The following is a 21,275-nucleotide window of genomic DNA, read 5'->3' on the forward strand; positions in this document are numbered from 1 at the left end:
CGAGACCGAGGGCATCGTCACACCGTTCCCCATCCAAGAGATGGCACTCCCGCTCGCCCTGAGTGGCCAGGACCTGATCGGTCAGGCACGCACGGGCACGGGCAAGACCTACGCGTTCGGCATCGCCATGCTGCAGAGCATCGGCAAGCCGCGCAAAAACCGCAAGAAGCCCCGCGGGCTGGTCGTCGTGCCGACCCGCGAGCTGGCCGTACAGGTCAGCGAGGACCTCGTCACCGCGGCGGGCAAACTCGGATCCCGAGTGCTGACCGTCTACGGCGGACGGGCCTACGAGCCACAGATCGAGGCGCTCAAGGCCGGGGTCGACGTCATCGTCGGCACCCCCGGTCGCCTGCTCGACCTGGTCAAGCAGAAGCACCTCGACCTGAGTCAGGTCACCACCCTCGTGCTCGACGAGGCTGACCGCATGCTCGACCTGGGTTTCCTGCCCGACATCGAGCGGATCTTCAAGTTGATCCCCGCGCAGCGGCAGACGATGTTGTTCTCGGCCACGATGCCGGGCGAGATCGTCACGCTCTCGCGCAAATACCTCAACCGTCCCACCCACGTACGCGCCGAGCTCGCGAGCGACGAGGGCGAGACCACCCCGCAGGTGCGCCAGCTCGTGTGGCGGGCCCACCGGATGGACAAGATCGAGATCCTCGGGCGGCTGCTGCAGGCCGAGGGCCGCGGGCTCACCATGGTCTTCTGCGAGACCAAGCGGGCCTGCGACATGGTCTCCGAGCAGCTCGACACCCGCGGGTTCGCGGTCGCGGCCGTCCATGGCGACCTCGGCCAGGGCCAGCGCGAGCAGGCCCTGCGCGCGTTCCGCAACGGCAAGATCGACGTGCTGGTGGCCACCGACGTGGCGGCCCGCGGCATCGACATCGACGACGTCACCCACGTGGTCAACTACGACTGCCCCACCGACGACAAGACCTACGTGCACCGCATCGGCCGCACCGGCCGGGCCGGGCGCACGGGCATCGCGGTCACGTTCGTGGAGTGGGAGGAGCTGACCCGGTGGAAGATGATCAACCAGATGCTCGGGCTCGAGTTCGCCGAGCCGGAGGAGACCTACTCCACCTCACCACACGTCTACACCGAGCTGAACATTCCTCAGGGCACCAAGGGCGTCCTGCCCCACGCCAACCGGTCGCGGGCGGGGCTGTCGGCGGAGCACATCGAGGACCTCGGAGAGACGGGGAGGGTGCGCGGGCGTGGCGGCCGACGCCGTGACGAACGCGACGAGCGCAACGAGCGCCCTGCCCGTACGCCCCGCCAGCGCCGCCGCACCAGAGGCGGGAAGGAGCTGGCCGAGACCGCACCCGCCGAGACGTCGGAGGCCGAGCTCGTGGATACCAACCCGGAGGAGACTCCCGCGATCTTCACTACGGACGAGATTCAGGCCACGGCCGGAGACAGGCGCACCCGGACCCGCCGGGGCGCCGCCACCACGGCCATCGAGCAGGCGCTCGCCGACGCGCCCGAGGCGCCGGTCAGGAGCACCCGCTCCCGCCGGGGCGCCGCGGACGACGCCGGCGAGCCGGCGAAGCGCACCCGCAGGACGGCCGCCAAGCCGGAGGTCGCCGCGGACGACGTGACGGAGCCCGCCAGGCCCGCCATGGAGCCCACCAGACCCGCCGTGGAGCCCGTCAAGGACCCCCTGGCGAGGGCCGAGACGGCACCCGTCACCGGGCCCTTCGAGGGCGACCAGCCGAGCTTCCTCACCGCACCGCCGCCACCGGTGCGCAAGGAGCCCGAGCGGATCGTCCCCGCGAGCCCGTTCACGGTGATCTTCCAGTCGCCCGACCTGGCCACGGATGACGACGACATCGCGCCGTCCGCCGCCACCGAGCGCAAGCAGCAGCGGCGCCAGTCCCGGGGCGGCAACCGCCGCCGCGCGGGCTGACCCCAGCCGGCAGGCGCGCACCCGGGCCAGGGTGCGCGCCCCACGCAGGGCAAGCCGCATGACCAGGTTCCCGAGGTCACGCATAGCTCACAACTCCTCCGATCTCGCCCAGCGTGCTCGGCAGGGCTGTGTCGAGGCGCTGACCTCTGGGTATTGTTGCCTCACGTGAGTACGCCGCGATTCCTCGATCTGCCTCCTGGCGTTGCACCACGGAAGATCGAAACGCCACAGGGCACGTTCGCGGCCCTGGAGGCGGTTCCGGTCAGTGGTGTGATTGAGCGCTGGCCCGCGCTCCTCGTCCCCGGCCTGACAGGCAGCAAGGAAGACTTCATCGCGGTCCTGATGACCCTGGCGCAGTCGGGCCGCCGGGTGACGGCCATCGACCAGCGCGGCCAGTACGAAACGCCGGGCCCCGACGACCCCTCCGCCTACACCTGCCCCTCGCTCGGCGCGGACGTCGACCTGCTCGCCCAGATCATCGGCGGCGGCGACGCCGTGCACCTGGTGGGCCACTCGTTCGGCGGCCTGGTGGCCAGGGAGGCGGTGATCGACGGGCGGACGAAGTTCGCGTCGTTCACGCTGATGGGGTCGGGTCCCGCGGCCATCGAGGGCCGGCGGGCGCTCAACGGCAGGAAGATCCTGGAGGAGATCCCCACGCTCGGCATGGAGCACGTGTGGCACCACCGGCTGGAGCCCGAGGCGCTGGCCGCCGACGTGTCCGACGACATCCTGGCCTTCCTGCACAAGCGCCTGCTCACCAACTCCCCTGTCGGCCTGGCGTGCATGGCCGAGCAGGTGCTGACCATGCACGACCGCACCGAGGAGCTGCGCCAGATAGAGGTGCCCACCCTCGTCCTTTACGGCGAGCACGACGACGGCTGGCCGCCCGAGGTGCAGTCGGAGATGGCGGCCCGGCTGGGCGCCGAGTCCGTGGTCGTGCCGGGCGCGGCCCACTCCCCCGCCGTCGAGGCGCCGGAGACGACCGCGGCGGCGCTGGTCAGGTTCTGGAACACGGCCGAGAAGCACTTCTTGGACACAAGGTCCCATGCCGTGTGATCATCCGTTCACCATGCCGGGCATCGAGGATCTCGTCGTTCAGCCGCCGCGGAGCGTGACGTGGCGGGTGCACCTCGACCGTTCCATGTGGGTGGGCGGCGTACGCGGCCTGATGTTGCAGGCCCTGCACCCGCTGGCCATGCTCGGTGTCTGGCAGAACTCCGACTTCCAGGAGGACCCGTTCGGGCGGCTGCGCAGGACGGCCGACTTCGTGGGGCGGGTGACGTTCGGCAGCCCGCGGGAGGCCGACGAGATCGGCCGGCGGGTGCGGGGCATCCACAAGGCGTTGCGCATCCGCGATCCCGGCACCGGCAGGACGCATCGGGTCGACGATCCCGAGCTGCTGCTGTGGGTGCACTGCGCGGAGGTGTCGTCGTACCTGGAGGTGGCCAGGCGCGGCGGGCTCCGGCTGACCGAGCGCGAGGCCGACCGCTACCTCCACGAGCAGCGCAAGAGCGCCACCTACGTCGGGCTGCACCTCGACGACGTGCCCGGCTCGTGCGCGGAGATGGACGCCTACTTCAAGCAGGTGCGGGCCGGCCTGCGGGTGACGGAGGAGGCCGCCGCGACGGTGCGCTTCCTGATGTGGCCGAGGCTGCCGCGGGAGCTGCGGCTGCTGTCGGCGGGCAAGCCCGCCTACTTCCCGTTCGGCGCGCTCTGCTACTACACGCTGCCCGACTGGGCACGGCGCATGTACCGGGCGCTGCCCGAGGTGCCCGGGGCGACGGTCACCGCGGCGCTGAAAGCCTTCCGGCTGGGCATGAACGCGCTGCCGGAGCCCGTGCACGACCGCGCGTTCTCCGCGGCCACCAGGGACATGCTGCGGGCCTCCAGGGAGCGTCTGGCCGCTGCGGGCTACGACGTGAGCAAGGGGCTCAGGGGCCTGACCGATCCTCGCCGCCGGCCGCCGGAGCCGGCCGCCTGACCGGCAGGAGCACGCCGCCCACCAGGACGACCGCCGACACGACCGCCATGGTCCACCCACCGCCCTCCAGCCCCGGCCCGGCGAACAGCACGCCGACCAGGGAAGCGGCGGCCCCGGCGCCGACGTACCTGGACGCCTGGAACACCCCCACCGCGACCCCCGTGTCCCGCCCGTCGGCGTGCACGAAGACCAGCGAGTTCAGCCCGAACTGGCTGAACGCCGAGGCCACCCCCAGCAGCGACGCGACCGTCAGCATCAGCCCGAGCGGGCCCACCGCGAGCATCACGCAGGAGCCGCAGACCAGCAACGCCGCGCCCAGCACCAGCACCGCGCGCAGCCCGGCGCGGGCGGCCAGGGCCACCGCGAGCGGCGTCGCGACGATCCCCAGCGCGGCCATGGGCAGCACGAGCAGCCCCGCGAGGTGCGCGGGCACGCCCGCCGAACGCTGTGCCCACAGCGGCACCGCGAAGAAGGCCAGGTAGAAGACCACGTTGGCGAGCGCGAACTGCCCGCAGGTGGCCAGCAGCCCGGGCCGCAGCCGGGGCAGCAGGGCTCGCCGCCGCCCGCCGCCGCGCACCTCGGGCAGCCACCGCAGCGCCACGACGAGCGCGACCGCCGCCAGCGGCACGTTCACCAGGAAGATCGCCCGCCATCCCCACAGCGAGACCAGGAACCCGCTGAGCACCGGCCCCACGGCGGCGCTCGCGGCGAGCACCATCGAGATCATCGCGATCACCCGCGGGGGCGGCCGGCCCTCCCCGTCCGCCACCGGGGCCTCCGCGCCGGGCCGCGCCAGGATCGCCATCCCGGCGGGCATCGTCGCGCAACTCCCGAACGCCTGTAACAACCGCACCGCCAGCAGCACCGGGTACGACGGCGCCAGCGCGGCCAGCACTCCCGTGACCGCCATCGCCACCAGCCCGGCACAGAACACCCGCCGCGCCCCGAACCTGTCCGCCAGCACGCCCATCAGCGGCGGCGCCAGGATGGCCACCAGGTAGAAGCCCGCCGCCAGCCAGGTCACGACGGCGAGCCCGACGCGGAACTCGGCCTCGATGTCCACCAGCGCCACAGCGATCATGGACGAGTTCAGCGGGTTGAACAGCGATCCCAGCGCCACCGCCGCCGGTAATCGCCCCACACGCATCACAACCGGTCCATAACCGCTGTCACACCTTGGTAAACGGCGGTTTACTCAGCGAGGCCGTCCCAGGGCCGGCGCTCCGGCGCCGTCGCCTGCCCCTCAGCGCAGTGGCGGCGGAAGTCGCACCACGAGCAGATCGGCCCGGGACTGGGCGCGAACAGCTCGTCGATCTCGGCCGGCACCTCGGCGGGCCCGATCGACGGCCGCTCGCCCGGCGCCGGGGCCGGGCGGGTCCGCGCGCCCGCGGGCACGAGCTCGCGGTAGCGCTCGTCCGCCGCCGCCGCCTCCGCCCCGATCTCCTCGGCGCGCCGCAGGTGGCGGGCCAGCGACTCGTCGCTGTGCCGCCACTCGACGATCTCGCCGGTGGGCAGGTGGTGCAGCTCGACCGTACGGCACGGGGTGCGCATCATGGTGGAGGCGGCGATGGCGTAGGTGGCCAGCGCGAGCGACGAGCGGGCGTCGTCCTGCGTGAGCGGCCGGCGGCCGGTCTTGTAGTCGACCACGACCAGCTCGTCCCCGCGCCGGTCGAGCCGGTCGATGCGGCCCGACAGGGCGATGACCTTCGTACGGGTGGCCACGGTGCGCTCGACGCCGACCGGGTCGTCGGACGGATCTAACGCCGCGACATAGCCGGACACGAGGTCGCGGGCGCGGCCCAGCCACCGCCCCGACTGCTCGGCGTCCTTGAACCCCTCGGCGATCCATCCGTTCGTGACCAGGATGGAGGCCGTCAGCGGGGTCCGCCGCTCGTACGGCTCCCGCCACCAGCCCGCCAGTGCGTTGTGCACGCTCGCCCCGACGCTGTTGTGCGCCCAGGCGGGCCCCTTGGAGGGCTGCGGCCGGTCCAGGTAGGTGAACCGGTAGCGGCGGCGGCAGTCGAGCCACGCGTTCAGCCGCGACGGCGTGCACGAATAGAGCCGCCGCGGCATCCCTTCCAGCGGGAGCTGGCCCTGCACCGTGCTCATGCGGCCTCGCTCCGTGAGGCGGACCGGGCCCACGGACCCCGCCACCCGTTGCCGCTCCGCTCCTCCAGGTGGCGGCACGGCCCCATCTAGTCGTCGCCCGGGTTGAGCGAGATCCCGGAGATCTTGGTGCCGTCGGTCAGCGGGCCCTCGGCCGGCGCCTCGGTGTCGACCCGCGTCAGCGAGCCGGACACCCAGTCGTCGAAGTGCGGCTCCAGGTCGCCGATCGTGACCTCGTCACCGTGGACGGGCAGCACCCGCGTCTCGGCCGGCAGCGTGAACAGCCGCCCGCCGATCGCCGTGAGCTGGTCGGCCAGGGCGGGATATTCGCCGCCCAGCTTGCCCGGGCCGTCGGCCTGCAGGGCCTTGCCGGTGAAGACGGCGTGGAGGTCCTCGCAGTAGATCGACACGCCGCCGGGCGTGACGCCGGGGGTCTCCATGACGTCGAGAGCCACGTCGGCCACCTCGAAGCGGCCGTCGTCCTCCATGTCGATGTCGGGCCAGGTCTCCGACCAGGTCTCCCGCCACAGGGGCTTGTCCTTGGGGTGCAGGGCCACCACGGCCTCGTCCCTGCTGGCCACCTCGATGGCCGCGCCGACGTGGTCGGGCAGGCCCGCCGTGCAGATGACGGCCAGCACCTCCCGCTCGCCCACCTTCTCGAGGATCTCGTCGGCGGCCCGCGACGCGTCGATGACGATCACTTCCTCGTCGTCGCCGATGATCCAGGTGTTGTTCTCGACCTTGTACTCGGTGCCGTCGATCTCGACGACGCCCTCGGTCACCACTCGCTCGATACGCGCTGTCACGTTTCCGAACTCTAGCCCGTCTCCATGAGAGCGCGAATCGTGTTCAACGGCCTAATCCTCAAGCCGGGGCGAGAAGGCCCCGAAGGGCACGTCCAGGTCGTGGTCACGGGCGTCGCGCAGCGTCAGCTCCGACAGCGCGATCACCCAGCCCGCGTCGGGCGGCCAGGCGATCGCCCACAACCAGTTACCGAGCGCCTCCCCGGCGTAGACCGCCCGGTCGGCGACGCCGTCCACGCACCACAACGCGGTGGGATGACCCAGCACCTCGATCTTGGCGTTCGGCGGCCCGTTGTCGAACCCCTCGCCGGGGTCGGGACCGGCCAGCCCCGCGTACGACGCCCCGAGCCCGATGCCCGGCTCCTCCGCGATGATGAGCAGGTCGGCCGGGCCCTCCATCGGCGACGGCCCGGACAGGGCCACCACGCTCGCCCTCCCCCCGGTGCGCTGCTCGCCCACCTCGGCGAACCCGGTCACCAGCCAGCCGGTCGGCAACGGCCAGGGCAGCCACACGGGCACCAGAGACGATTTTCGCATCGCCTCCAGCGCCATGCTGGTCGGCGGATGGGGAGGCTGATAGGGCAGGACGTCGCCGTGTATGTCGCATCGATACGCAGGCGACCACGCACTCGGCCCGTGAAGCGGGCCAAAACACCGTGGGCAAGTTGGTGCCGCTCTCACAGCTACCCACGGTGCTTCTTCCGGGACCGCCGCGTCAAGACCGCTTCTCGTTATCCCGTCGTAATCTTGGTCATGTGCGCGTAAATTGTGTCGGCGCGATCATCTTCGACGCCTCTGATCGGCTGCTGCTCATCAAGCGGGGCCATCCGCCCGGCATGGGCCTGTGGTCGATCCCCGGTGGCCGGCTGGAGCCCGGCGAGACGGACGCGGCGGGAGTGCGGCGCGAGGTCCTGGAGGAGACCGGGCTGCACGTCGAGGTCGGCCGGCTGGCCGGCACGGTGGACCGCCCCGGGCCCGGCGGGGTCACCTACGTGATCCGCGACTACCTCGCCAGCGTCTCCGGAGGGGTGCCCACGGCCGGGGACGACGCCGCCGACGTGCGGTGGTGCGGCCTGGACGAGCTGGCACGCCTGCCGCTGGCCGAGGGACTGCTGGAGTCCCTGACCGGCTGGGGCGTCCTACCGAGCTGACAGGCCCGGGGGGTGTGGCGGCGCCGCTCCCCGCCGGGCCTTCGTCTATCGGTTGGCGGTCAGGCTGGAGGTCCACAGGATCAGATGGTCGGCGTTGTACGTCGTGGACCGGCCCAGCGCCACCACCTCCGAGCCCGACACGGCCACCGCCGACAGCCACTGGGCGCCCTGGCCCGCCAGGCGGTCCTTGGTCAGGGCCATGCGGTTCCACGACAGGCCGTCCTGGGAGGTCCAGGCCGCGCTGTCGCCCTCGCCGGGCGGGCCGTGCCTGCCGACGGCCACCAGGCCCTCCTCCGCCGCCGCCAGGTCGTACGCGTCCGCCGCCAGGTCCGCCGGCAACCAGGCGGTCCGCCAGGTGTCGCCGTCGTCGTCCGAGACGGCCGCGAAGGCCCGCCGGGAGCCCTCCGTGACCGCGGAGCCGATGGCCACGAGCTTGCCCTGGTAGACCGTGACCCGTCGGAGCCCGGCCGAGGTGGCCTCCGGCGGAGCCACGCGAGTGCGCGAGCGCCAGTTGACGCCGTCCTCCGAATGCCAGACCACGCTGCTCTCCTGGTTGGCCGCGCCCGAGCCGCCCACCGCCACGTACCCGTCGCCGCTCGCGACCACGTCGTGGATCCGCACCCCCGAGCCGCCCTGCGGCAGCTTCTCCGACCTGGCGAACTTGCGCAGGTCGGGCGTGAACCACATGACCGCGCCCACCGAGCCCGCCTGGTCCCTGGTCTCGCCGGCCAGGACGTAGCCGCTCCGGCCCGCCGCCACCACGTGGGTCTCCAGCGAGACGTGGGCGGCGTCGCGGGTCAGGTCGCCGGTGGCGTTCACCCGCTTCCAGGTCTCGCCGTCCTTGGAGGTGACGAGGAGGGGGTCGGTGACGCCCACATTCGACTCGGTGCCGCCGACGGCCAGCCAGCCGTCCTCGCCGTGCGCCACGTCCGCCAGAGACTGCCTGCCCGCGCCGCCGAGGCTCATGGACTTCCAACTCTGCCAGTTCTTGATCGTCCACAGGCCCGCGTCGCCCGAGGCCGAACCCACGGCCACGTATCGGCCGTCGTAGCCGGCCAGGCTGTTGGTCTCGCGTGCGATCCTGGTCAGGCCCTCGATGTCGGTGAGCCGGACGCGCGCGGCCTGGCCGCGCGGCGGCGCGGACATGAGCACGAGCTGGTTGTCCACGTCGGAGGCCGCCTGGTCGCCGCCGGCGAACAGGGTGCCGCCGTCGGAGATCGTGAACCCGCGCAACGTCGCGCCCCGCAGGTCGTCGAGGTCGGTGCGCTTGTCCCAGTCGCTGCCGTCCGCGGTGGTCAGCACCGCGTACTTGTCCAGCCCGGCCTGGGTGATCGCCGCGACGCCCGACGGGTAGGAGATCAGCGACTCCACCCCGGGGCTCTCGCCGCTCAGCCCGCGGATCGAGCCGCACTGCGACCACTCCGCGCCGGTGGAGGAGCAATAGACCCGTACGTCCCCCGCGACCGTGCGCTGCCGCGTCGGCACCAGCACGAACCGCTTGGGCAGCACCGCCACCGTGCCCGTCCGCGGCACGGCCTCGGGGAGCTGGAAGCCGGTCGCCTGCCAGGTGCGCCCGCCGTCGGCCGAACGCAGCACCCGCGAACCCTCGCCCTCCGCGGGCTGCCCGATGGCCACGACCGTGTCGCCCTTGGCGACCACCGCCATGATCTCCCGCACCTCCAGGCCCCTGGTCTCGACGCGCTCCCAGGCCCTGCCGTCGCCGGAGCGCCAGGCCGCGGGGCCGGAACCGCCGCCGTCCCCCGCCGTACGGCCCACCGCGACGAACCCGGAGGCCGTCCTCGCGATGTCGTGGATCTGGTCACCGGCCCTGAACGCGGCCAGCCCGGCCTGCTCCACGGCCGTCCAGCTGAACCCGTCGGCGCTGGTCCACAGGCCCCGCTCGCCCGACGCCGTATCGTCGCCGCTGGCCAGCCAGCGGCCCGCGCCGCCGACCACCCGCTGGACCGTGGGCGCGGAGGCGCCGCTCACCTGGCCGAGCTGCCAGGTCTTGCCCCCGTCAGGGGAGAACAGGAAGAGCGGGCGCGGGGTCGGGCTCGTCGTGTCGCTGCCCACCGCGACCACCGCGCGACCCACCGAGGTCATGTCGTTGAGCTTCTGGTCGGTACCGTCACCCGAGGCCGGAACGGTGAACAGCTCGTCCCCCGAGCGCCCCGTGCCCGCCGCCAGGCGCAGGCCGGAGGCGTCGTCGCCGGTCCACTGCCACACGAGCACCCCGGCGGCCACCAGGACCGCCAGGGCCAGGGTGAGCACGATCGGGACCGCTCTGCTGCCGCGGTGTACCGGGCTGGACCTGCGGAAGGCGGCCGGGGCGGGGCCTCTGTGGTGCCTGCCGCTCGCCCCCTGGGGACGGGACGGGCCGGTGGCGACCAGGAGATCGGGCCTCGTGGGCCGACCGGCCGGCGGCCGCCCGACCCGCCGTACCTCGTCCTCCCCGGCTTCCTCCGCCTCCTCCCCCTCGTCCCGCTCGTCCCGCTCGTCCCGCCACGCGGACTCGTCGCGCCACTCCGGTTCGTCGCCTTGTCCTGGGTCGTCGCCATGTCCTGGATCTTCGCTTTGTCCTGGTTCGTCCCGCCATACCAGCTTGTCGTGCCACACCAGCTCGCCGGGCCGCTCGTCCTCCTCGCAGCGCGCCACCTCCTGGCGGTGGTCGGCGTCCTCGTGGCCCGCGGCCTCGTCCTGCTGCTCAGGCGTGTCCGCCCGCGCCGGGCCGGCCTCCTCGCGCCCCCGGACGGGGAACGCGAGGCGGTAGGGAGCCGTCCGCCGGGAGGCCTCGTCCCCTTCCCCGGAGGCTTGCTCCCCCGGAGGCGCGGTGTCACCGCCGGAACGAGACACCTCCCCCTCCGAACGGGCGGCCTCCTCGGCCCGCACCTCTTCCGTGCCCGAAGCTTCCTCGGCACTCGCGCTCCCTGGCTCGGGGTGGGCCGGGCCGCCGGCGACGAGCTTGTCCGGGCGGTTGACGATGCGGCGAGGCCGGCGCCGCGTCGGGGACTCGGGTTCCGCCGTCGCCGAACTGTACGGCCTGCGCCCCTTGGGCGGCTCCTGCGGCTCCTCCGGAATGGGAGCCGAGAACGGCGGCATCCCCCAGGGCGAGGTCAGGGGCAGCCCCCTGGCCCGATCGTCGGTGGGGCCAGGCGGGGAATGGCTGATCCTGGGCTCTTCTGCGGATTGTGGTTCAGGGACGCCCTCGCGATGCGGGTCGTCGTCATCCGGCGGTCGCCGTGGCGGTTCGCTGGGGCCGGAGGCCACGCGCCGTACCTCCTAGTCGCGCTTGTCGTGCGGGTGCCACTCGTCGAATCGGACCCGGTCCGTTCCACGGATCCAGACCAGCATGCCTGAGCCGGAATTTCGAGACCTCTCTAGCGAGATTCCCGGCACCCAAGCCCGATTTATTCCGAAACAGTGCTTATCGACCGCTTTTTGGCTAGATACAAAGCACCCCACGCATACACTCCAAGCTGCACCACGGTTCCCGCCAGTGCCTGCCAGGGCACCGGTACCTTGCCCTGGTTCAGCGCGTCGTCCAGTTGCCCGGCGGCGGCGCTCAGCCCGAACGCCAGCATGTTGTTCATGACGTGCAGCGCGATGGGCGCCTCAAGTCCCCCGGTACGCACCGCCAGCCACGCCATGACGGCCCCGAAGGCGAACACGTCCACCAGCCCGATCCACGAGTACCCGTGCAACGAGGCGAACAGCGCCGACCCCAGGAAGATCGCCCAGACGGGGCTGCTCACGTGCGCCCCCACCGCCTGCACCAGCCACCCGCGGAAGATGTACTCCTCGGCGGCGGCCTGGAACGGCACCAGCAGCACGATCACGATCATCGCCGGCAGGAAGACCCCCCACCCGCTCCAGCCGAACATGTCATCGGAGCTCGCACCCGTCAGCGACAGGGCGAGCAGTTGCGTGCCCTGCCCCAGCACCAGCGCCACGATCGCCAGCCCGGCGCAGCTCAGCAGCCACGACCAGCGCAACCGCCCGGCCACCGACGACAGCGTGCCGGGCCTGCGCCGCTGGACGAGCGCCGCCGTCCCCAGCACCAGAGCCAGTACGGGAGCGATCGACAGCAGCACCACGACCAGCCCGAACACCGGGTCGCCGAACAGGTCGCCGGTGGGAGCGAGCGGCGCCGGGATGCCGAGGATCGCCGCCAGCACCAGGCCCGCGTAGACGACCACGATCCCGATGACGAAGAACCCGACGGCGACGATCAACGTGCCGAGGATCGCCCGCCAGGGCCGGGCCGCGGCGTTCCTGGCCAGATGGTCGTAGCGGGCGCCGTGGGGCGTCGGCAGGAACCAGGAGGGCGGCGGCGGCGCCTGATAGTAGGGGGGATAGCCGGGTGGCTGCGCCCCGTACGGAAGATGAGGCCCTGGGTTTTCCTGCATCCATACATTCTGTCTGCCTGATGCGCATTAGTTCACAGACGGCCCGCCGTTTTCCGTGGATGCTCGGGGCGTAGGCATTTCAACCCTGGGAGCACATCCATGTCTAGGCTGGGACCAGTCCTCACTCTCGCGGCGGGCGCGGCGCTCGCCGTGGGGCTGGGTGTCGCCAGCATCACCGCGACACCGGCGGCGAACAACACGGCCGCGAACTCCGCCGCGGAAGCCCCCGCGCCGGAGGAGTCCATCACCGAAGCACCCGCACCGCAGGACACCACCGCGGCCGAGTCCCCCGCGCCCGAAGGGACGGCCGCGCCGGCGCCCGAGCAGACGGCACCCGAACAGACGGCGCCGAAGAAGACCGCCAAGGCGGACTACGGCGGCCGGGTCAAGGGCAACGGCGGCCTCATCGCGATCTCGATCAGGGACGGCAAGGCCATCGGCTACTTCTGCGACGGCAGGACCGAGGCCTGGTTCAAGGGCAAGGAGACCGCGGGCGAGCTGGACCTGACGGGCTTCGGCGAGGCCCGGATCACGGCCACGCTGGGCGACGGCCAGGCCAAGGGCCGGCTGGCCATCGGCGGCAAGAAGTGGAGCTTCGTCGCGCCCACGGTGGTCAAGCCGTCGGGCCTGTATCGGGCCACCGCCATGGTCAGAGGCGCCCGGCTGCGGGCCGGCTGGATCGTACTGAAGAACCCGCAGGGCGGGTTCACGCAGGTCGGAGCGGCGTTCGTGGGCGAGGAGCAACTCGACGTCCCCGAGCTGAACAGCGACCGGCCGACCTCCCCCGTGACTCTCGACGACACCACGATCTACCCCGAGGACGTCGACGGCTTCATCCAGGAGATGCGATGACCACCGTTCACCAGCCCACTCGCAGCCTCACCCCGCTGCTGGCCCCTTTGCTGATCGGCGGCCTGGTGGTGCTCGCGCTCGGCGTCTACGGCCGGGTGCACACGCCGACCGGGTTCGCCGTGGGCGTGGCCGGGTTCTCCGCCGCGCTGCCGATGAAAGCGTGGCTGACCACCGGGGCGCTCCTGCTGGCGATCGTCCAGGTGGTCTCGGCCCTGTCGATGTGGGACAGGCTCGGGGTCGCCATCCCGCCGGCCGTGCACCGCTGGTCGGGGCGGCTGGCGTTCCTGCTCACGATCCCGGTGGCCTTCCACTGCCTCTACGCCCTGGGCCTGCAGTACGACGTGCCCAGGGTGCTCGCCCACTCGGGGCTCGGCTGCTTCTTCTACGGCGTGTTCACCGCGAAGATGCTGGCGTTGCCCAAGCGCGGCACGCCGGGCTGGACGCTGCCCGTGCTCGGCGGGCTGACCTTCACCGCGCTCGTCGGACTCTGGCTGACCTCGTCGTTCTGGTTCTTCACCGCCGTGGGCCTCAAGGTGTGAAGCTCTTCGTACGCGTGAGCCCGGCGGCCCGCCCCTTGGCCGCGACGACGAGCGCCATCTTGCGCGAGGCCTCGTCGATCATCTCGTCGCCCAGCATGACCGCGCCGCGCTTCTCCACCGAGGTGTAGTAGTCATACGCCTCCAGGATGAGCTCGGCGTGGTCATAGTCCTCCTGCGTCGGCGCGAACACCTCGTTGGCCGCGTCGACCTGCGACGGATGCAGCACCCACTTGCCGTCGAACCCGAGCGCCGCCGCCCTGCGCGCCACCCGCCGGAACCCCTCGACGTCCTTGATCTGCAGGTAGGGGCCGTCGATCACCTGCAGGTCGTGCATCCTGGCCGCCATTAGCAGCCGCATGAGGATGTAGTGGTAGGCGTCGCCCTCCTCGTAGCCGGGCGGCTGCTCACCGACGACCAGCGTGCGCATGTTGATCGAGGCCATGAAGTCGGCGGGGCCGAACACCAGCGTCTCCAGCCGTTCCGAGGACCCCGCGATGGCGTCCACGTTCACCAGGCCACGGGCGTTCTCGATCTGCGCCTCGATGCCGATGCGGCCGACCGCGTACCCCATGGTCTTCTCGATCTGGGTGAGCAGCGTGTCCAGCCAGACGATCTCGGTCGGGTCCTGCACCTTGGGCAGCATCAGGCAGTCGAGGAACTCCCCGGCCCCCTCGACGATCTCGATCACGTCCCGGTACGTCCACTGCGTCGTGAGGTCGTTGACCCTGACCACCCGGGTCTTGCCCGACCAGTCGCCCTCGCGCAGGGCGGCCACGACGTTCTTGCGCGCCTCCTCCTTGGCCAGCGGCGCGACGGAGTCCTCCAGATCGAGGAAGACCTCGTCCACCGGCAGGGTCTGGGCCTTCTCCAGGAACCTCGGATTGCTGCCGGGCACGGCGAGCACCGAACGACGTGAGCGCATGCGCACACGCTACTGGGTCCTCCTCCCGGCGCGGCGGGGTGTCCCACGGCACGACGGCACCCCGTAAGCACCTGGAGCGGCCGGGCCGAGGCGGACTACAGTCATGACCGTGAGCGACAACACCGCGGCCATAGAGGAGGGCGCCAAGAAGTCCGGCATCCTCTGGCTCACCATCGACCGGCCCCGCCTGGCCTGGCACGCCTGGCACGACGGCGCGATCTACCTGGTGACCGGGGGCGGGGAGCAGCGACTGCCGGGCCTCGACGCCCTCGACCGGGTCCACGTCACGCTGCGCAGCAAGGACAACGGCGCCAGGCTGGTGGAGTTCGAGGCGGCGGTCGCGGTGGTCGACCAGGCCGCGGCGCCCGAGGCGGTGGCGGCGCTGGCCAAGGAGCGGCTCAACGCCCAGGACAGCGAGCACCTCACCGAGCGCTGGGCCCGCGACTCCACCGTCCTGCGCCTCACCCCCGACCACTGACCCGCCCGACCCCCGGAGGGCCACCCGCCACGGCCCCAGGTCGTCTTGGGGAGCGACCCCGCCACGGCCCCGGGCGGTCCGTCCCCCGCTCAACCTCGGGGAGCCACCCCGCCCACGGCCCCGGGCGGTCCGTCGCCGGTTTCAGCCTCGGGCCGGAGCGCCGAGCGGCTCCTCTCCCAGGCCGGGCGCCGCCGGTGGCGGCGGCGGGACGGAGGCGGTGGCGGTCTGCGCGAGCAGGGCGCCGGACAGCACGATCAGCCCGCCCACGATCTGGAACGCGCCCAGCGTCTCCCCGACCAGCGCCCAGGCCACGATCGCGCCCCCGATGACCTCCAGCGACGCCACGGTGGCGCCCACGGCGGCCGACAGCCGCCGCACCGCGTTGACCCCCAGGATGTACGCGATCACGGTCGCGACCAGCGCCATCCACAAATACGCCACCAGCACGGGCAACGTCTGAGCACCGGCGACTGGCGTGGCCGACACGGTGAACGCCTCCCACGGGATGTCCCACGGCCGCGCGAACGGGACCAGCACCACGGCCGCCCCCAGCAACCCCCAGGCGATCAGCCCGAGCGGGTCGAGTTCATCCCCGAAGCTATCGTTCATCAGGAAATATCCGGCGCAGCACGCCCCGGCCAGCAACCCCAGCAGCAGGCCCAGCGCGTCCAGCCGCAACCCCTGCCAGGCTTCGACGACGATCCCGAGGCCCACGACCGCGACGACAGCCCCGATGTAGGCCGCCCGCGCCAGCCGCACCTTCCGCACCAGCCGTACCCAGGCCACCACCATCACCGGCGCCATGAACTCCAGCAGCAACGCGATCCCCACCGGCAGGCGCGTGATCGCGACGAAGTAGAGCGCCTGAACCCCGGCCACCGCCACGACCGCATACAGCCCGAGGAACGGCAGCCTGGACCGCGGGATCCGCAACGCCCGCGGCTTCACCACGGCCAGCACCGCCACCAGGAGCAGACCGGCGCCCGCCATCCGGGCCCACACGGCCTCGATCGGCGCCAGCCCGGCCGCTATGAGGTATTTGGCCATGGGGCCCGAGAACGCGTAGCAACACGAGGACACGAACGCGAGCGCAAGCCCCGCATACCTCATCGCACACAACCCCCAGTAATCACCGTTAAGCGGGTTTGATACTGACATGTGGGGCATCCCGGGCGCAACGGGATAGCACTGTTAGCCTGACGACGTGCAGATCTTCGTGGCCCGGCTGCCTGGGACCCCGGTCTTCGACCCCGCGGGCGACAAGATCGGGCGCGTCAGGGACGTCGTGATCGGCCTGCGCCTCGCGCGCCGGCCGACCGTGCACGGCCTGGTGGTGGAGGTGCAGCCGCGCCGCCGGGTGTTCCTGCCGATCACCCACGTCCGCCGCATCGAGGCCGGATCCGTGGTCTTCACCGGCCGGCTCAACATGCGCAGGTTCGAGAAGCGCGCCACCGAGACCCTGGTCATCGGCGAGGTGCTCGACATGACCGTGCGCTATCAGGACCAGCCCATGACCGTCTACGACGTGGCCATGGCGGAGGTCCAGAAGTCCACCTGGGAGATCACCAAGGTCGCCCTCTACAAGGGCCGGCGGCGCGAGCCGCGGACGGTGGACTGGAACGAGGTGTCCGGGTTCGACACGTTGCAGGCGGATCAGGGGGCGGCCGGGCTGATCGCCGCGTTCGAGTCGCTGCGGGCCGCCGACGTGGCCAGCGCGCTGCACGAGCTGCCGAGCAAACGGCGCGTCGAGATCGCCCGCGCGCTCAACGACGACCGGCTGGCCGACGTGCTGGAGGAGCTGCCGCCCGACGACCAGATCGGCATCCTGCGCACCCTGGAGCCAGAGCGGGCGGCCGACGTGCTGGAGGAGATGGGCCCCGACGACGCCGCCGACCTGCTGCACGACCTGCCCGAGGAGCAGGCGACCAAGTTGCTGGCCCTCATGGAGCCCGGCGAGGCGGCTCCGGTGCGGCGGCTGATGCCCTACCCGGAGACCAGCGCGGGCGGCGTGATGACCAACGAGCCCGTGATCCTGCCGCCCAGCGCCACCGTGGCAGAGGCTCTCGCGCAAATCAGGCAGGAGGACCTGACGCCCGCCGTCGCCGCCCTGGTCTACGTGACCCGGCCGCCGACGGAGACGCCGACGGGCAGATACCTGGGGGTCTCGCACTTCCAGCGGCTGCTGCGGGAGCCGCCCTCCACGCTGCTCGGCAGCGTGATCGACCCCTCCATCGACCCGATCAGACCGGATTTCACGCTGCGCGAGGTCACCTACTACCTGGCGAACTACAACCTGGTCGCCGCCCCGGTCGTAGACGGGCTGGGCCGGCTCGTCGGCGCGGTGACGGTCGACGACGTGCTCGACCACCTCCTGCCCGAGGACTGGCGCGAACGGTCCGGCGAGCCGTTCCCCGGTCCCGGCTCCCCGCCGAGCGACCGCGGCTCCTCGCCGACCGACCCGTCGCCAAGCCACCGCGACCTTTCGCCAAATCACCGCGACTCTTCGCCGAGCGGCCGCGACTCGCTGCCGGGCTCCCACGACGACGCCGATCTCGACACCTCGGGGACCGAACGTGACGACGACTGAACGCCTGGACCAGCCGCGGGACCTGCGCCGCCCGCTGCGACCGCACTACGACCCGGAGGCGTTCGGCCGCCTGTCGGAGCGGATCGCCCGCTTCCTCGGCACCGCCCGTTTCCTCGTCTACATGACCGTGTTCGTGCTGGTCTGGGTGGGCTGGAACTGGGGGGCGCCGCCACCGCTCCGGTTCGATCCGTACCCGTTCATCTTCCTCACGCTGATGCTGTCGCTGCAGGCCAGCTACGCCGCGCCACTGATCCTGCTGGCCCAGAACAGGCAGGACGACCGCGACCGCATCCAGTACGAGCAGGACCGCGAGGCCGCCGAGCGCAACCAGGCCGAGATCGAATATCTCACCCGCGAGATCGCCGGACTCCGCCTCGCGCTGAACGAGGTGGCCACCCGCGACTACCTGCGCTCCGAGCTCACCCGCCTGCTGGAGGAGCTCAGGGAGCACCGTTGAGCGGGATCTCCCCGAGGTCGAGCTTGGCGAGCATGGCTCGCACCTGGCCGACCTCGTGAGCGCCCAGCATGTCGAGGAACTGCGTCCTGACGCCGCGCAGGTAGGTCGGCGTCGCCTCGGCCAGCCGCTCCGCCCCGCGCTCGGTCAGCACCGCGAACAGCCCGCGCGCGTCGTCCTCGCACGCCTCCCTCGACACCAGCCCGCCACGCTGCAGCCGGTCGATGAGCCTGGTCAGACCGCTGCGCGAGAGCAGGACACGGCCGGCCAGATCATTCATGCGCAGCCGCCGCTCCGGCGCCTCCGCCAGGTGCATCAGCACCTCATACGAGGCCAGCGGCAGATCATGACCGACCAGCAGTTCCGCCTCCAGGTGGCGGGTGATGCGCACCTGGGTCCGCTGCAACATCCGCCAGACCGCCAGTTTCTCAGCGGTGAGGCCCTCGTCGCGCAGAAGAGTCACGGAGTAACCTTAAGACGTTGTTGCACAGACACCTAACAGCACGGATTAACCCGGCGAGGCCCGAGGTTCATACCATGGAGGGGCATCCTCGCCGACGTCTAACTTGCCTGTGACACATATACCTACAAAGGAGGGACGGCACTCCCTCGTGCCGAGACATCGATGGCACCAACCCAGGAACAGGTGACGGCCGCCCTCGCCACCGTCATCGACCCCGAGATCCGTCGCCCGATCACGGATCTCGACATGGTCAAGAGCATCGAGATCGCTCCGGGCGGGACGGTGCGCGTAGGGGTCTACCTCACCGTGGCCGGCTGCCCGATGAAGGACACCATCCGCCGCGATGTCACGAATGCCGTCGCCAAGCTCGACGGGGTGACCGGCGTCCAGATCGACATGGACGTCATGAGCACCGAGCAACGCAAGACCCTCCAGACCAAGCTGCGGGGCGACCGCGGGCCGGAGAAGGAGATCCCGTTCAACCAGCCGGGTTCGCTGACCCGCGTGTTCGCGGTGGCCAGCGGCAAGGGCGGGGTCGGCAAGTCGTCCGTCACGGTCAACCTGGCCGCGGCGATGGCCTCCAGCGGCCTCAAGGTCGGCATCGTCGACGCCGACATCTACGGTCACAGCGTTCCTCGCATGCTGGGCGCCGCCGAGCGGCCCACCAAGGTCGAGGACATGATCATGCCCCCGGTGGCGCATGACATCAAGGTCATCTCGGTCGGCATGTTCAAGCCGGAGGGCAACACGCCGGTGGTCTGGCGCGGGCCGATGCTCGACCGGGCGCTGCACCAGTTCCTGGCCGACGTCTACTGGGGCGACCTCGACGTACTCCTCCTCGACCTGCCGCCCGGCACCGGCGACATCGCGATCTCGGTGGCGCAGCGACTGCCCACGGCGGAGATCCTGGTGGTGACCACGCCGCAGATGGCCGCCGCCGAGGTGGCCGAGCGGGCCGGGTCGATCGCGGCCCAGACCCACCAGCAGATCGCCGGGGTCATCGAGAACATGGCCTGGCTCCCCTGCCCGCACTGCGACGAGCGCATCGCGGTGTTCGGCGAGGGCGGCGGCCAGACGGTCGCGGACGCGCTCACGCGCACGCTGGGCGCCCGTGTCCCGCTGCTCGGGCAGGTGCCCATCGACCTGCGCCTGCGCGAGGGCGGCGACGAGGGCAAGCCCCTGGTCCTGACGGAGCCCGACACACCGGCGGCGGCGGAGCTGCGCAAGATCGCCGCCAACCTCAGCAAGCGCTCCTCCAGCCTGAAGGGCCTCCACCTCAACCTCTCCCCCCGCCGCTAACCCGCCATCAACGGTGACACAGCCCCGCCCGGGTCGACCCCTCCACCCGGGCGCAGGGCCCACTCTCACGCCCTCCGCCCAGCCTTACGACGCACACACGTTTACTGCCGGCTCGGCGTAGGGCGGGCATAGAGCCCCGCACAGGCATACAGCTCACACGGGCTTACGGCCTCGCACAGGCTTACGGCTCCGCACGGCGTGAAGGGCATCCAGCCTTTACGGCCAGCACGGTGGGCGCCACCCACCGTCGCTGGTGACCCACATTCCAGGGTGACGGTTACCGACATCCCCGCTTCCCCGCCGCAACGGCCGGGCACGACCGCCTGGGTGGTGAATCGTGGGCCCGGAAACAGCAAGAGGCGATCATCGTTCGAGGGGTTGGGGGCGGATGGGCCCCTGAGATTGCCCGCTGTGGGGCGTTGAGGTGGCCTGTCAGGTCGCTTCAGCGTCGTAGGGTGGAATCTCCCCGTACCCCAGTGCGTCTTCCGGCTCAGGCGCGTACGGAGCCGTGGCGGCCGGCTCCAACTCCCGCGACTTGTTGGGGTTGTTCCAGTCGTCCTCGAGGTCGTCGAGGAGATGCTTGCGGACGAAGTTCCTGGGGTTGAGGTCGGTGGGATCGAAGTTGGAGAACTCGGGCCCCAGCCCGGCCCGCAGGTCGTCGCGGGCGTTGTTCGCCATCCGGCGCAGGTTGCGCAGCGTCTTTCCGGCCTGTGACGCGGCCTGTGGCAGCTTGTCGGGACCGAAGACGAGCAGCGCGATGACGATCAGCGCTCCGACCTCCATCCACCCGAGTCCGAACACCGTGAGCTCCTACCGCGCTGTCTGATCACTCCGAGGACAACCCCGGCCCATCCACAGACTAAATGCTCCGGTGGGTGAGTCGCTCGTCCCCCCTAGGTCATATCACCCAAAACCTCGCCACACCTCCCCACCCCAACCCAGCCGACCCAACCCCCCACCACCACCGAACCCACCCCGGCCACCGCCGCCCCGGCGTCGCCACCAGTGACCCTGGCCGCGTAGCCGCGCACGGGAAGCTCTGACGGCGACCAACGTGATGCGCACGGCGCAGGGCTAACTCTTGGCCCCGGGCTAACGCAGAAGCAGGGCTAACCCGCCTAACTGCGGGCGCAGCGCTAACTGCCGGGGCATAGCTAACGCCTGGCGCAGAGCTCACGCGGGCAGAGCTAACGGGCGGGGCAGGGCTAACTTGCGGCGCAGCCCTAACCTGCGGGCCCAGCTAACGGGCGGGGCAGGGCTAACTCCCGGCGCAGCGCTAACCTGCGGGCCACAGCTAACGCTGGCGCAAGGCCAACGCCCAGCCA

20 protein-coding genes are annotated in these 21,275 nt (G+C 71.5%); 10 read left to right on the forward strand and 10 right to left on the reverse strand.

Annotated features, from left to right (window positions below; all coding sequences use genetic code 11):
• The first annotated feature begins 40 nt into the window (after positions 1-40).
• The 3 genes from BLS95_RS16850 (at position 41) to BLS95_RS16860 (ending at position 3,890) form a co-directional block, all read left to right on the forward strand.
• Positions 41-1,909 carry a DEAD/DEAH box helicase gene (locus BLS95_RS16850; RefSeq protein ID WP_218135813.1) on the forward strand — a complete coding sequence of 623 codons (1,869 nt, stop codon included), beginning with the start codon at positions 41-43 and terminating at the stop codon, positions 1,907-1,909.
• A 165-nt stretch (positions 1,910-2,074) separates the two neighbouring features.
• Complete coding sequence (locus tag BLS95_RS16855; RefSeq protein WP_090932206.1) at positions 2,075-2,965, forward strand: alpha/beta fold hydrolase; 891 nt, start codon at positions 2,075-2,077, stop codon at positions 2,963-2,965.
• A 13-nt stretch (positions 2,966-2,978) separates the two neighbouring features.
• The gene (locus BLS95_RS16860) at positions 2,979-3,890 is read left to right on the forward strand and encodes an oxygenase MpaB family protein (RefSeq protein ID WP_090932739.1); all 912 of its coding nucleotides are present in this window, start codon (positions 2,979-2,981) and stop codon (positions 3,888-3,890) included.
• Here BLS95_RS16860 and BLS95_RS16865 read toward each other — a convergent pair.
• The 4 genes from BLS95_RS16865 to BLS95_RS16880 form a co-directional block, all read right to left on the reverse strand.
• Positions 3,841-5,037, reverse strand: a complete 1,197-nt coding sequence (locus tag BLS95_RS16865) for an MFS transporter (RefSeq protein WP_090932208.1) — start codon at positions 5,035-5,037, stop codon at positions 3,841-3,843. The genes BLS95_RS16860 and BLS95_RS16865 overlap by 50 nt on opposite strands.
• Positions 5,038-5,081: 44 nt before the next feature.
• Positions 5,082-5,999 carry a RecB family exonuclease gene (locus tag BLS95_RS16870; protein WP_090932210.1) on the reverse strand — a complete coding sequence of 306 codons (918 nt, stop codon included), beginning with the start codon at positions 5,997-5,999 and terminating at the stop codon, positions 5,082-5,084.
• An 86-nt stretch (positions 6,000-6,085) separates the two neighbouring features.
• Positions 6,086-6,802, reverse strand: coding sequence for an MBL fold metallo-hydrolase (locus tag BLS95_RS16875; protein WP_176993230.1), 717 nt, complete (start codon positions 6,800-6,802; stop codon positions 6,086-6,088).
• Positions 6,803-6,853: 51 nt separating this feature from the next.
• Entirely contained in the window at positions 6,854-7,480 is a 627-nt protein-coding gene (locus BLS95_RS16880) for a DUF6758 family protein (RefSeq protein ID WP_090932214.1), read from the reverse strand.
• Between the two features lie 74 nt (positions 7,481-7,554).
• Here BLS95_RS16880 and BLS95_RS16885 point away from each other — a divergent pair, with 74 nt between their 5' ends.
• Positions 7,555-7,950 carry an NUDIX hydrolase gene (locus BLS95_RS16885; protein ID WP_090932217.1) on the forward strand — a complete coding sequence of 132 codons (396 nt, stop codon included), beginning with the start codon at positions 7,555-7,557 and terminating at the stop codon, positions 7,948-7,950.
• A gap of 45 nt (positions 7,951-7,995) precedes the next feature.
• Here BLS95_RS16885 and BLS95_RS16890 read toward each other — a convergent pair whose 3' ends face one another.
• Both BLS95_RS16890 and BLS95_RS16895 read right to left on the reverse strand, forming a co-directional pair.
• Entirely contained in the window at positions 7,996-11,049 is a 3,054-nt protein-coding gene (locus tag BLS95_RS16890; protein WP_090932219.1) for a DUF6242 domain-containing protein, read from the reverse strand.
• 308 nt (positions 11,050-11,357) lie between these two features.
• The gene (locus BLS95_RS16895; protein ID WP_090932221.1) at positions 11,358-12,356 is read right to left on the reverse strand and encodes a CPBP family intramembrane glutamic endopeptidase; all 999 of its coding nucleotides are present in this window, start codon (positions 12,354-12,356) and stop codon (positions 11,358-11,360) included.
• Positions 12,357-12,455: 99 nt separating this feature from the next.
• On the opposite strand from BLS95_RS16895, the gene BLS95_RS16900 reads away from it, so the two are divergent.
• Both BLS95_RS16900 and BLS95_RS16905 read left to right on the forward strand, forming a co-directional pair.
• Positions 12,456-13,208, forward strand: coding sequence for a hypothetical protein (locus BLS95_RS16900; RefSeq protein ID WP_143043744.1), 753 nt, complete (start codon positions 12,456-12,458; stop codon positions 13,206-13,208).
• Complete coding sequence (locus BLS95_RS16905) at positions 13,205-13,747, forward strand: DUF6529 family protein (RefSeq protein WP_090932225.1); 543 nt, start codon at positions 13,205-13,207, stop codon at positions 13,745-13,747. Before BLS95_RS16900 ends, BLS95_RS16905 begins: the two co-directional genes overlap by 4 nt.
• On the opposite strand, the gene BLS95_RS16910 is transcribed toward BLS95_RS16905, so the two are convergent.
• Positions 13,737-14,669 (reverse strand): HpcH/HpaI aldolase/citrate lyase family protein, encoded by a 933-nt coding sequence (locus BLS95_RS16910; protein WP_090932227.1) that lies wholly within the window; start codon positions 14,667-14,669, stop codon positions 13,737-13,739. The two genes, BLS95_RS16905 and BLS95_RS16910, sit on opposite strands and share 11 nt — an antisense overlap.
• Positions 14,670-14,778: 109 nt before the next feature.
• Between BLS95_RS16910 and BLS95_RS16915 the strand changes: the two genes are divergently transcribed.
• The gene (locus BLS95_RS16915) at positions 14,779-15,147 is read left to right on the forward strand and encodes a hypothetical protein (RefSeq protein WP_245765099.1); all 369 of its coding nucleotides are present in this window, start codon (positions 14,779-14,781) and stop codon (positions 15,145-15,147) included.
• Between the two features lie 141 nt (positions 15,148-15,288).
• Here the strand turns inward: BLS95_RS16915 and BLS95_RS16920 are convergent, their stop codons facing one another.
• Entirely contained in the window at positions 15,289-16,314 is a 1,026-nt protein-coding gene (locus BLS95_RS16920) for an EamA family transporter (RefSeq protein ID WP_425434733.1), read from the reverse strand.
• Positions 16,315-16,351: 37 nt separating this feature from the next.
• On the opposite strand from BLS95_RS16920, the gene BLS95_RS16925 reads away from it, so the two are divergent.
• Both BLS95_RS16925 and BLS95_RS16930 read left to right on the forward strand, forming a co-directional pair.
• Positions 16,352-17,734 (forward strand): magnesium transporter MgtE N-terminal domain-containing protein, encoded by a 1,383-nt coding sequence (locus BLS95_RS16925; RefSeq protein ID WP_245765101.1) that lies wholly within the window; start codon positions 16,352-16,354, stop codon positions 17,732-17,734.
• On the forward strand, positions 17,721-18,191 hold the full coding sequence (locus BLS95_RS16930; RefSeq protein ID WP_090932232.1) for a DUF1003 domain-containing protein: 471 nt from the start codon (positions 17,721-17,723) through the stop codon (positions 18,189-18,191). The genes BLS95_RS16925 and BLS95_RS16930 overlap by 14 nt, the downstream gene beginning before the upstream one ends.
• On the opposite strand, the gene BLS95_RS16935 is transcribed toward BLS95_RS16930, so the two are convergent.
• Positions 18,175-18,651, reverse strand: coding sequence for a MarR family winged helix-turn-helix transcriptional regulator (locus BLS95_RS16935; protein WP_090932233.1), 477 nt, complete (start codon positions 18,649-18,651; stop codon positions 18,175-18,177). The genes BLS95_RS16930 and BLS95_RS16935 overlap by 17 nt on opposite strands.
• Positions 18,652-18,813: 162 nt before the next feature.
• Between BLS95_RS16935 and BLS95_RS16940 the strand changes: the two genes are divergently transcribed.
• Positions 18,814-19,950, forward strand: a complete 1,137-nt coding sequence (locus BLS95_RS16940; protein WP_090932235.1) for an Mrp/NBP35 family ATP-binding protein — start codon at positions 18,814-18,816, stop codon at positions 19,948-19,950.
• Between the two features lie 432 nt (positions 19,951-20,382).
• On the opposite strand, the gene BLS95_RS16945 is transcribed toward BLS95_RS16940, so the two are convergent.
• A complete protein-coding gene (locus BLS95_RS16945; RefSeq protein ID WP_090932237.1) occupies positions 20,383-20,751 on the reverse strand; it encodes a sec-independent translocase in 369 nt (122 codons plus the stop codon).
• Between the last annotated feature and the right edge of the window lie 524 nt (positions 20,752-21,275).

The sequence above is a fragment of the Nonomuraea jiangxiensis genome (assembly GCF_900099965.1).
In the GTDB taxonomy this organism is placed as follows: domain Bacteria; phylum Actinomycetota; class Actinomycetes; order Streptosporangiales; family Streptosporangiaceae; genus Nonomuraea; species Nonomuraea jiangxiensis.

Bases quoted from the DNA above. Each gene is read 5' to 3' on its own strand.
- BLS95_RS16850 (WP_218135813.1), top strand. From the start codon at position 41: ATGGCACTCCCGCTCGCCCTGAGTGGCCAGGACCTGATCGGTCAGGCA.
- BLS95_RS16860 (WP_090932739.1), top strand. From the start codon at position 2,979: ATGCCGGGCATCGAGGATCTCGTCGTTCAGCCGCCGCGGAGCGTGACG.
- BLS95_RS16865 (WP_090932208.1), bottom strand. From the start codon at position 5,037: ATGCGTGTGGGGCGATTACCGGCGGCGGTGGCGCTGGGATCGCTGTTC.
- BLS95_RS16870 (WP_090932210.1), bottom strand. From the start codon at position 5,999: ATGAGCACGGTGCAGGGCCAGCTCCCGCTGGAAGGGATGCCGCGGCGG.
- BLS95_RS16890 (WP_090932219.1), bottom strand. From the start codon at position 11,049: ATGCCGCCGTTCTCGGCTCCCATTCCGGAGGAGCCGCAGGAGCCGCCC.
- BLS95_RS16895 (WP_090932221.1), bottom strand. From the start codon at position 12,356: ATGCAGGAAAACCCAGGGCCTCATCTTCCGTACGGGGCGCAGCCACCC.
- BLS95_RS16900 (WP_143043744.1), top strand. From the start codon at position 12,456: ATGTCTAGGCTGGGACCAGTCCTCACTCTCGCGGCGGGCGCGGCGCTC.
- BLS95_RS16905 (WP_090932225.1), top strand. From the start codon at position 13,205: ATGACCACCGTTCACCAGCCCACTCGCAGCCTCACCCCGCTGCTGGCC.
- BLS95_RS16910 (WP_090932227.1), bottom strand. From the start codon at position 14,669: ATGCGCTCACGTCGTTCGGTGCTCGCCGTGCCCGGCAGCAATCCGAGG.
- BLS95_RS16920 (WP_425434733.1), bottom strand. From the start codon at position 16,314: ATGCCCCACATGTCAGTATCAAACCCGCTTAACGGTGATTACTGGGGG.
- BLS95_RS16940 (WP_090932235.1), top strand. From the start codon at position 18,814: ATGGCACCAACCCAGGAACAGGTGACGGCCGCCCTCGCCACCGTCATC.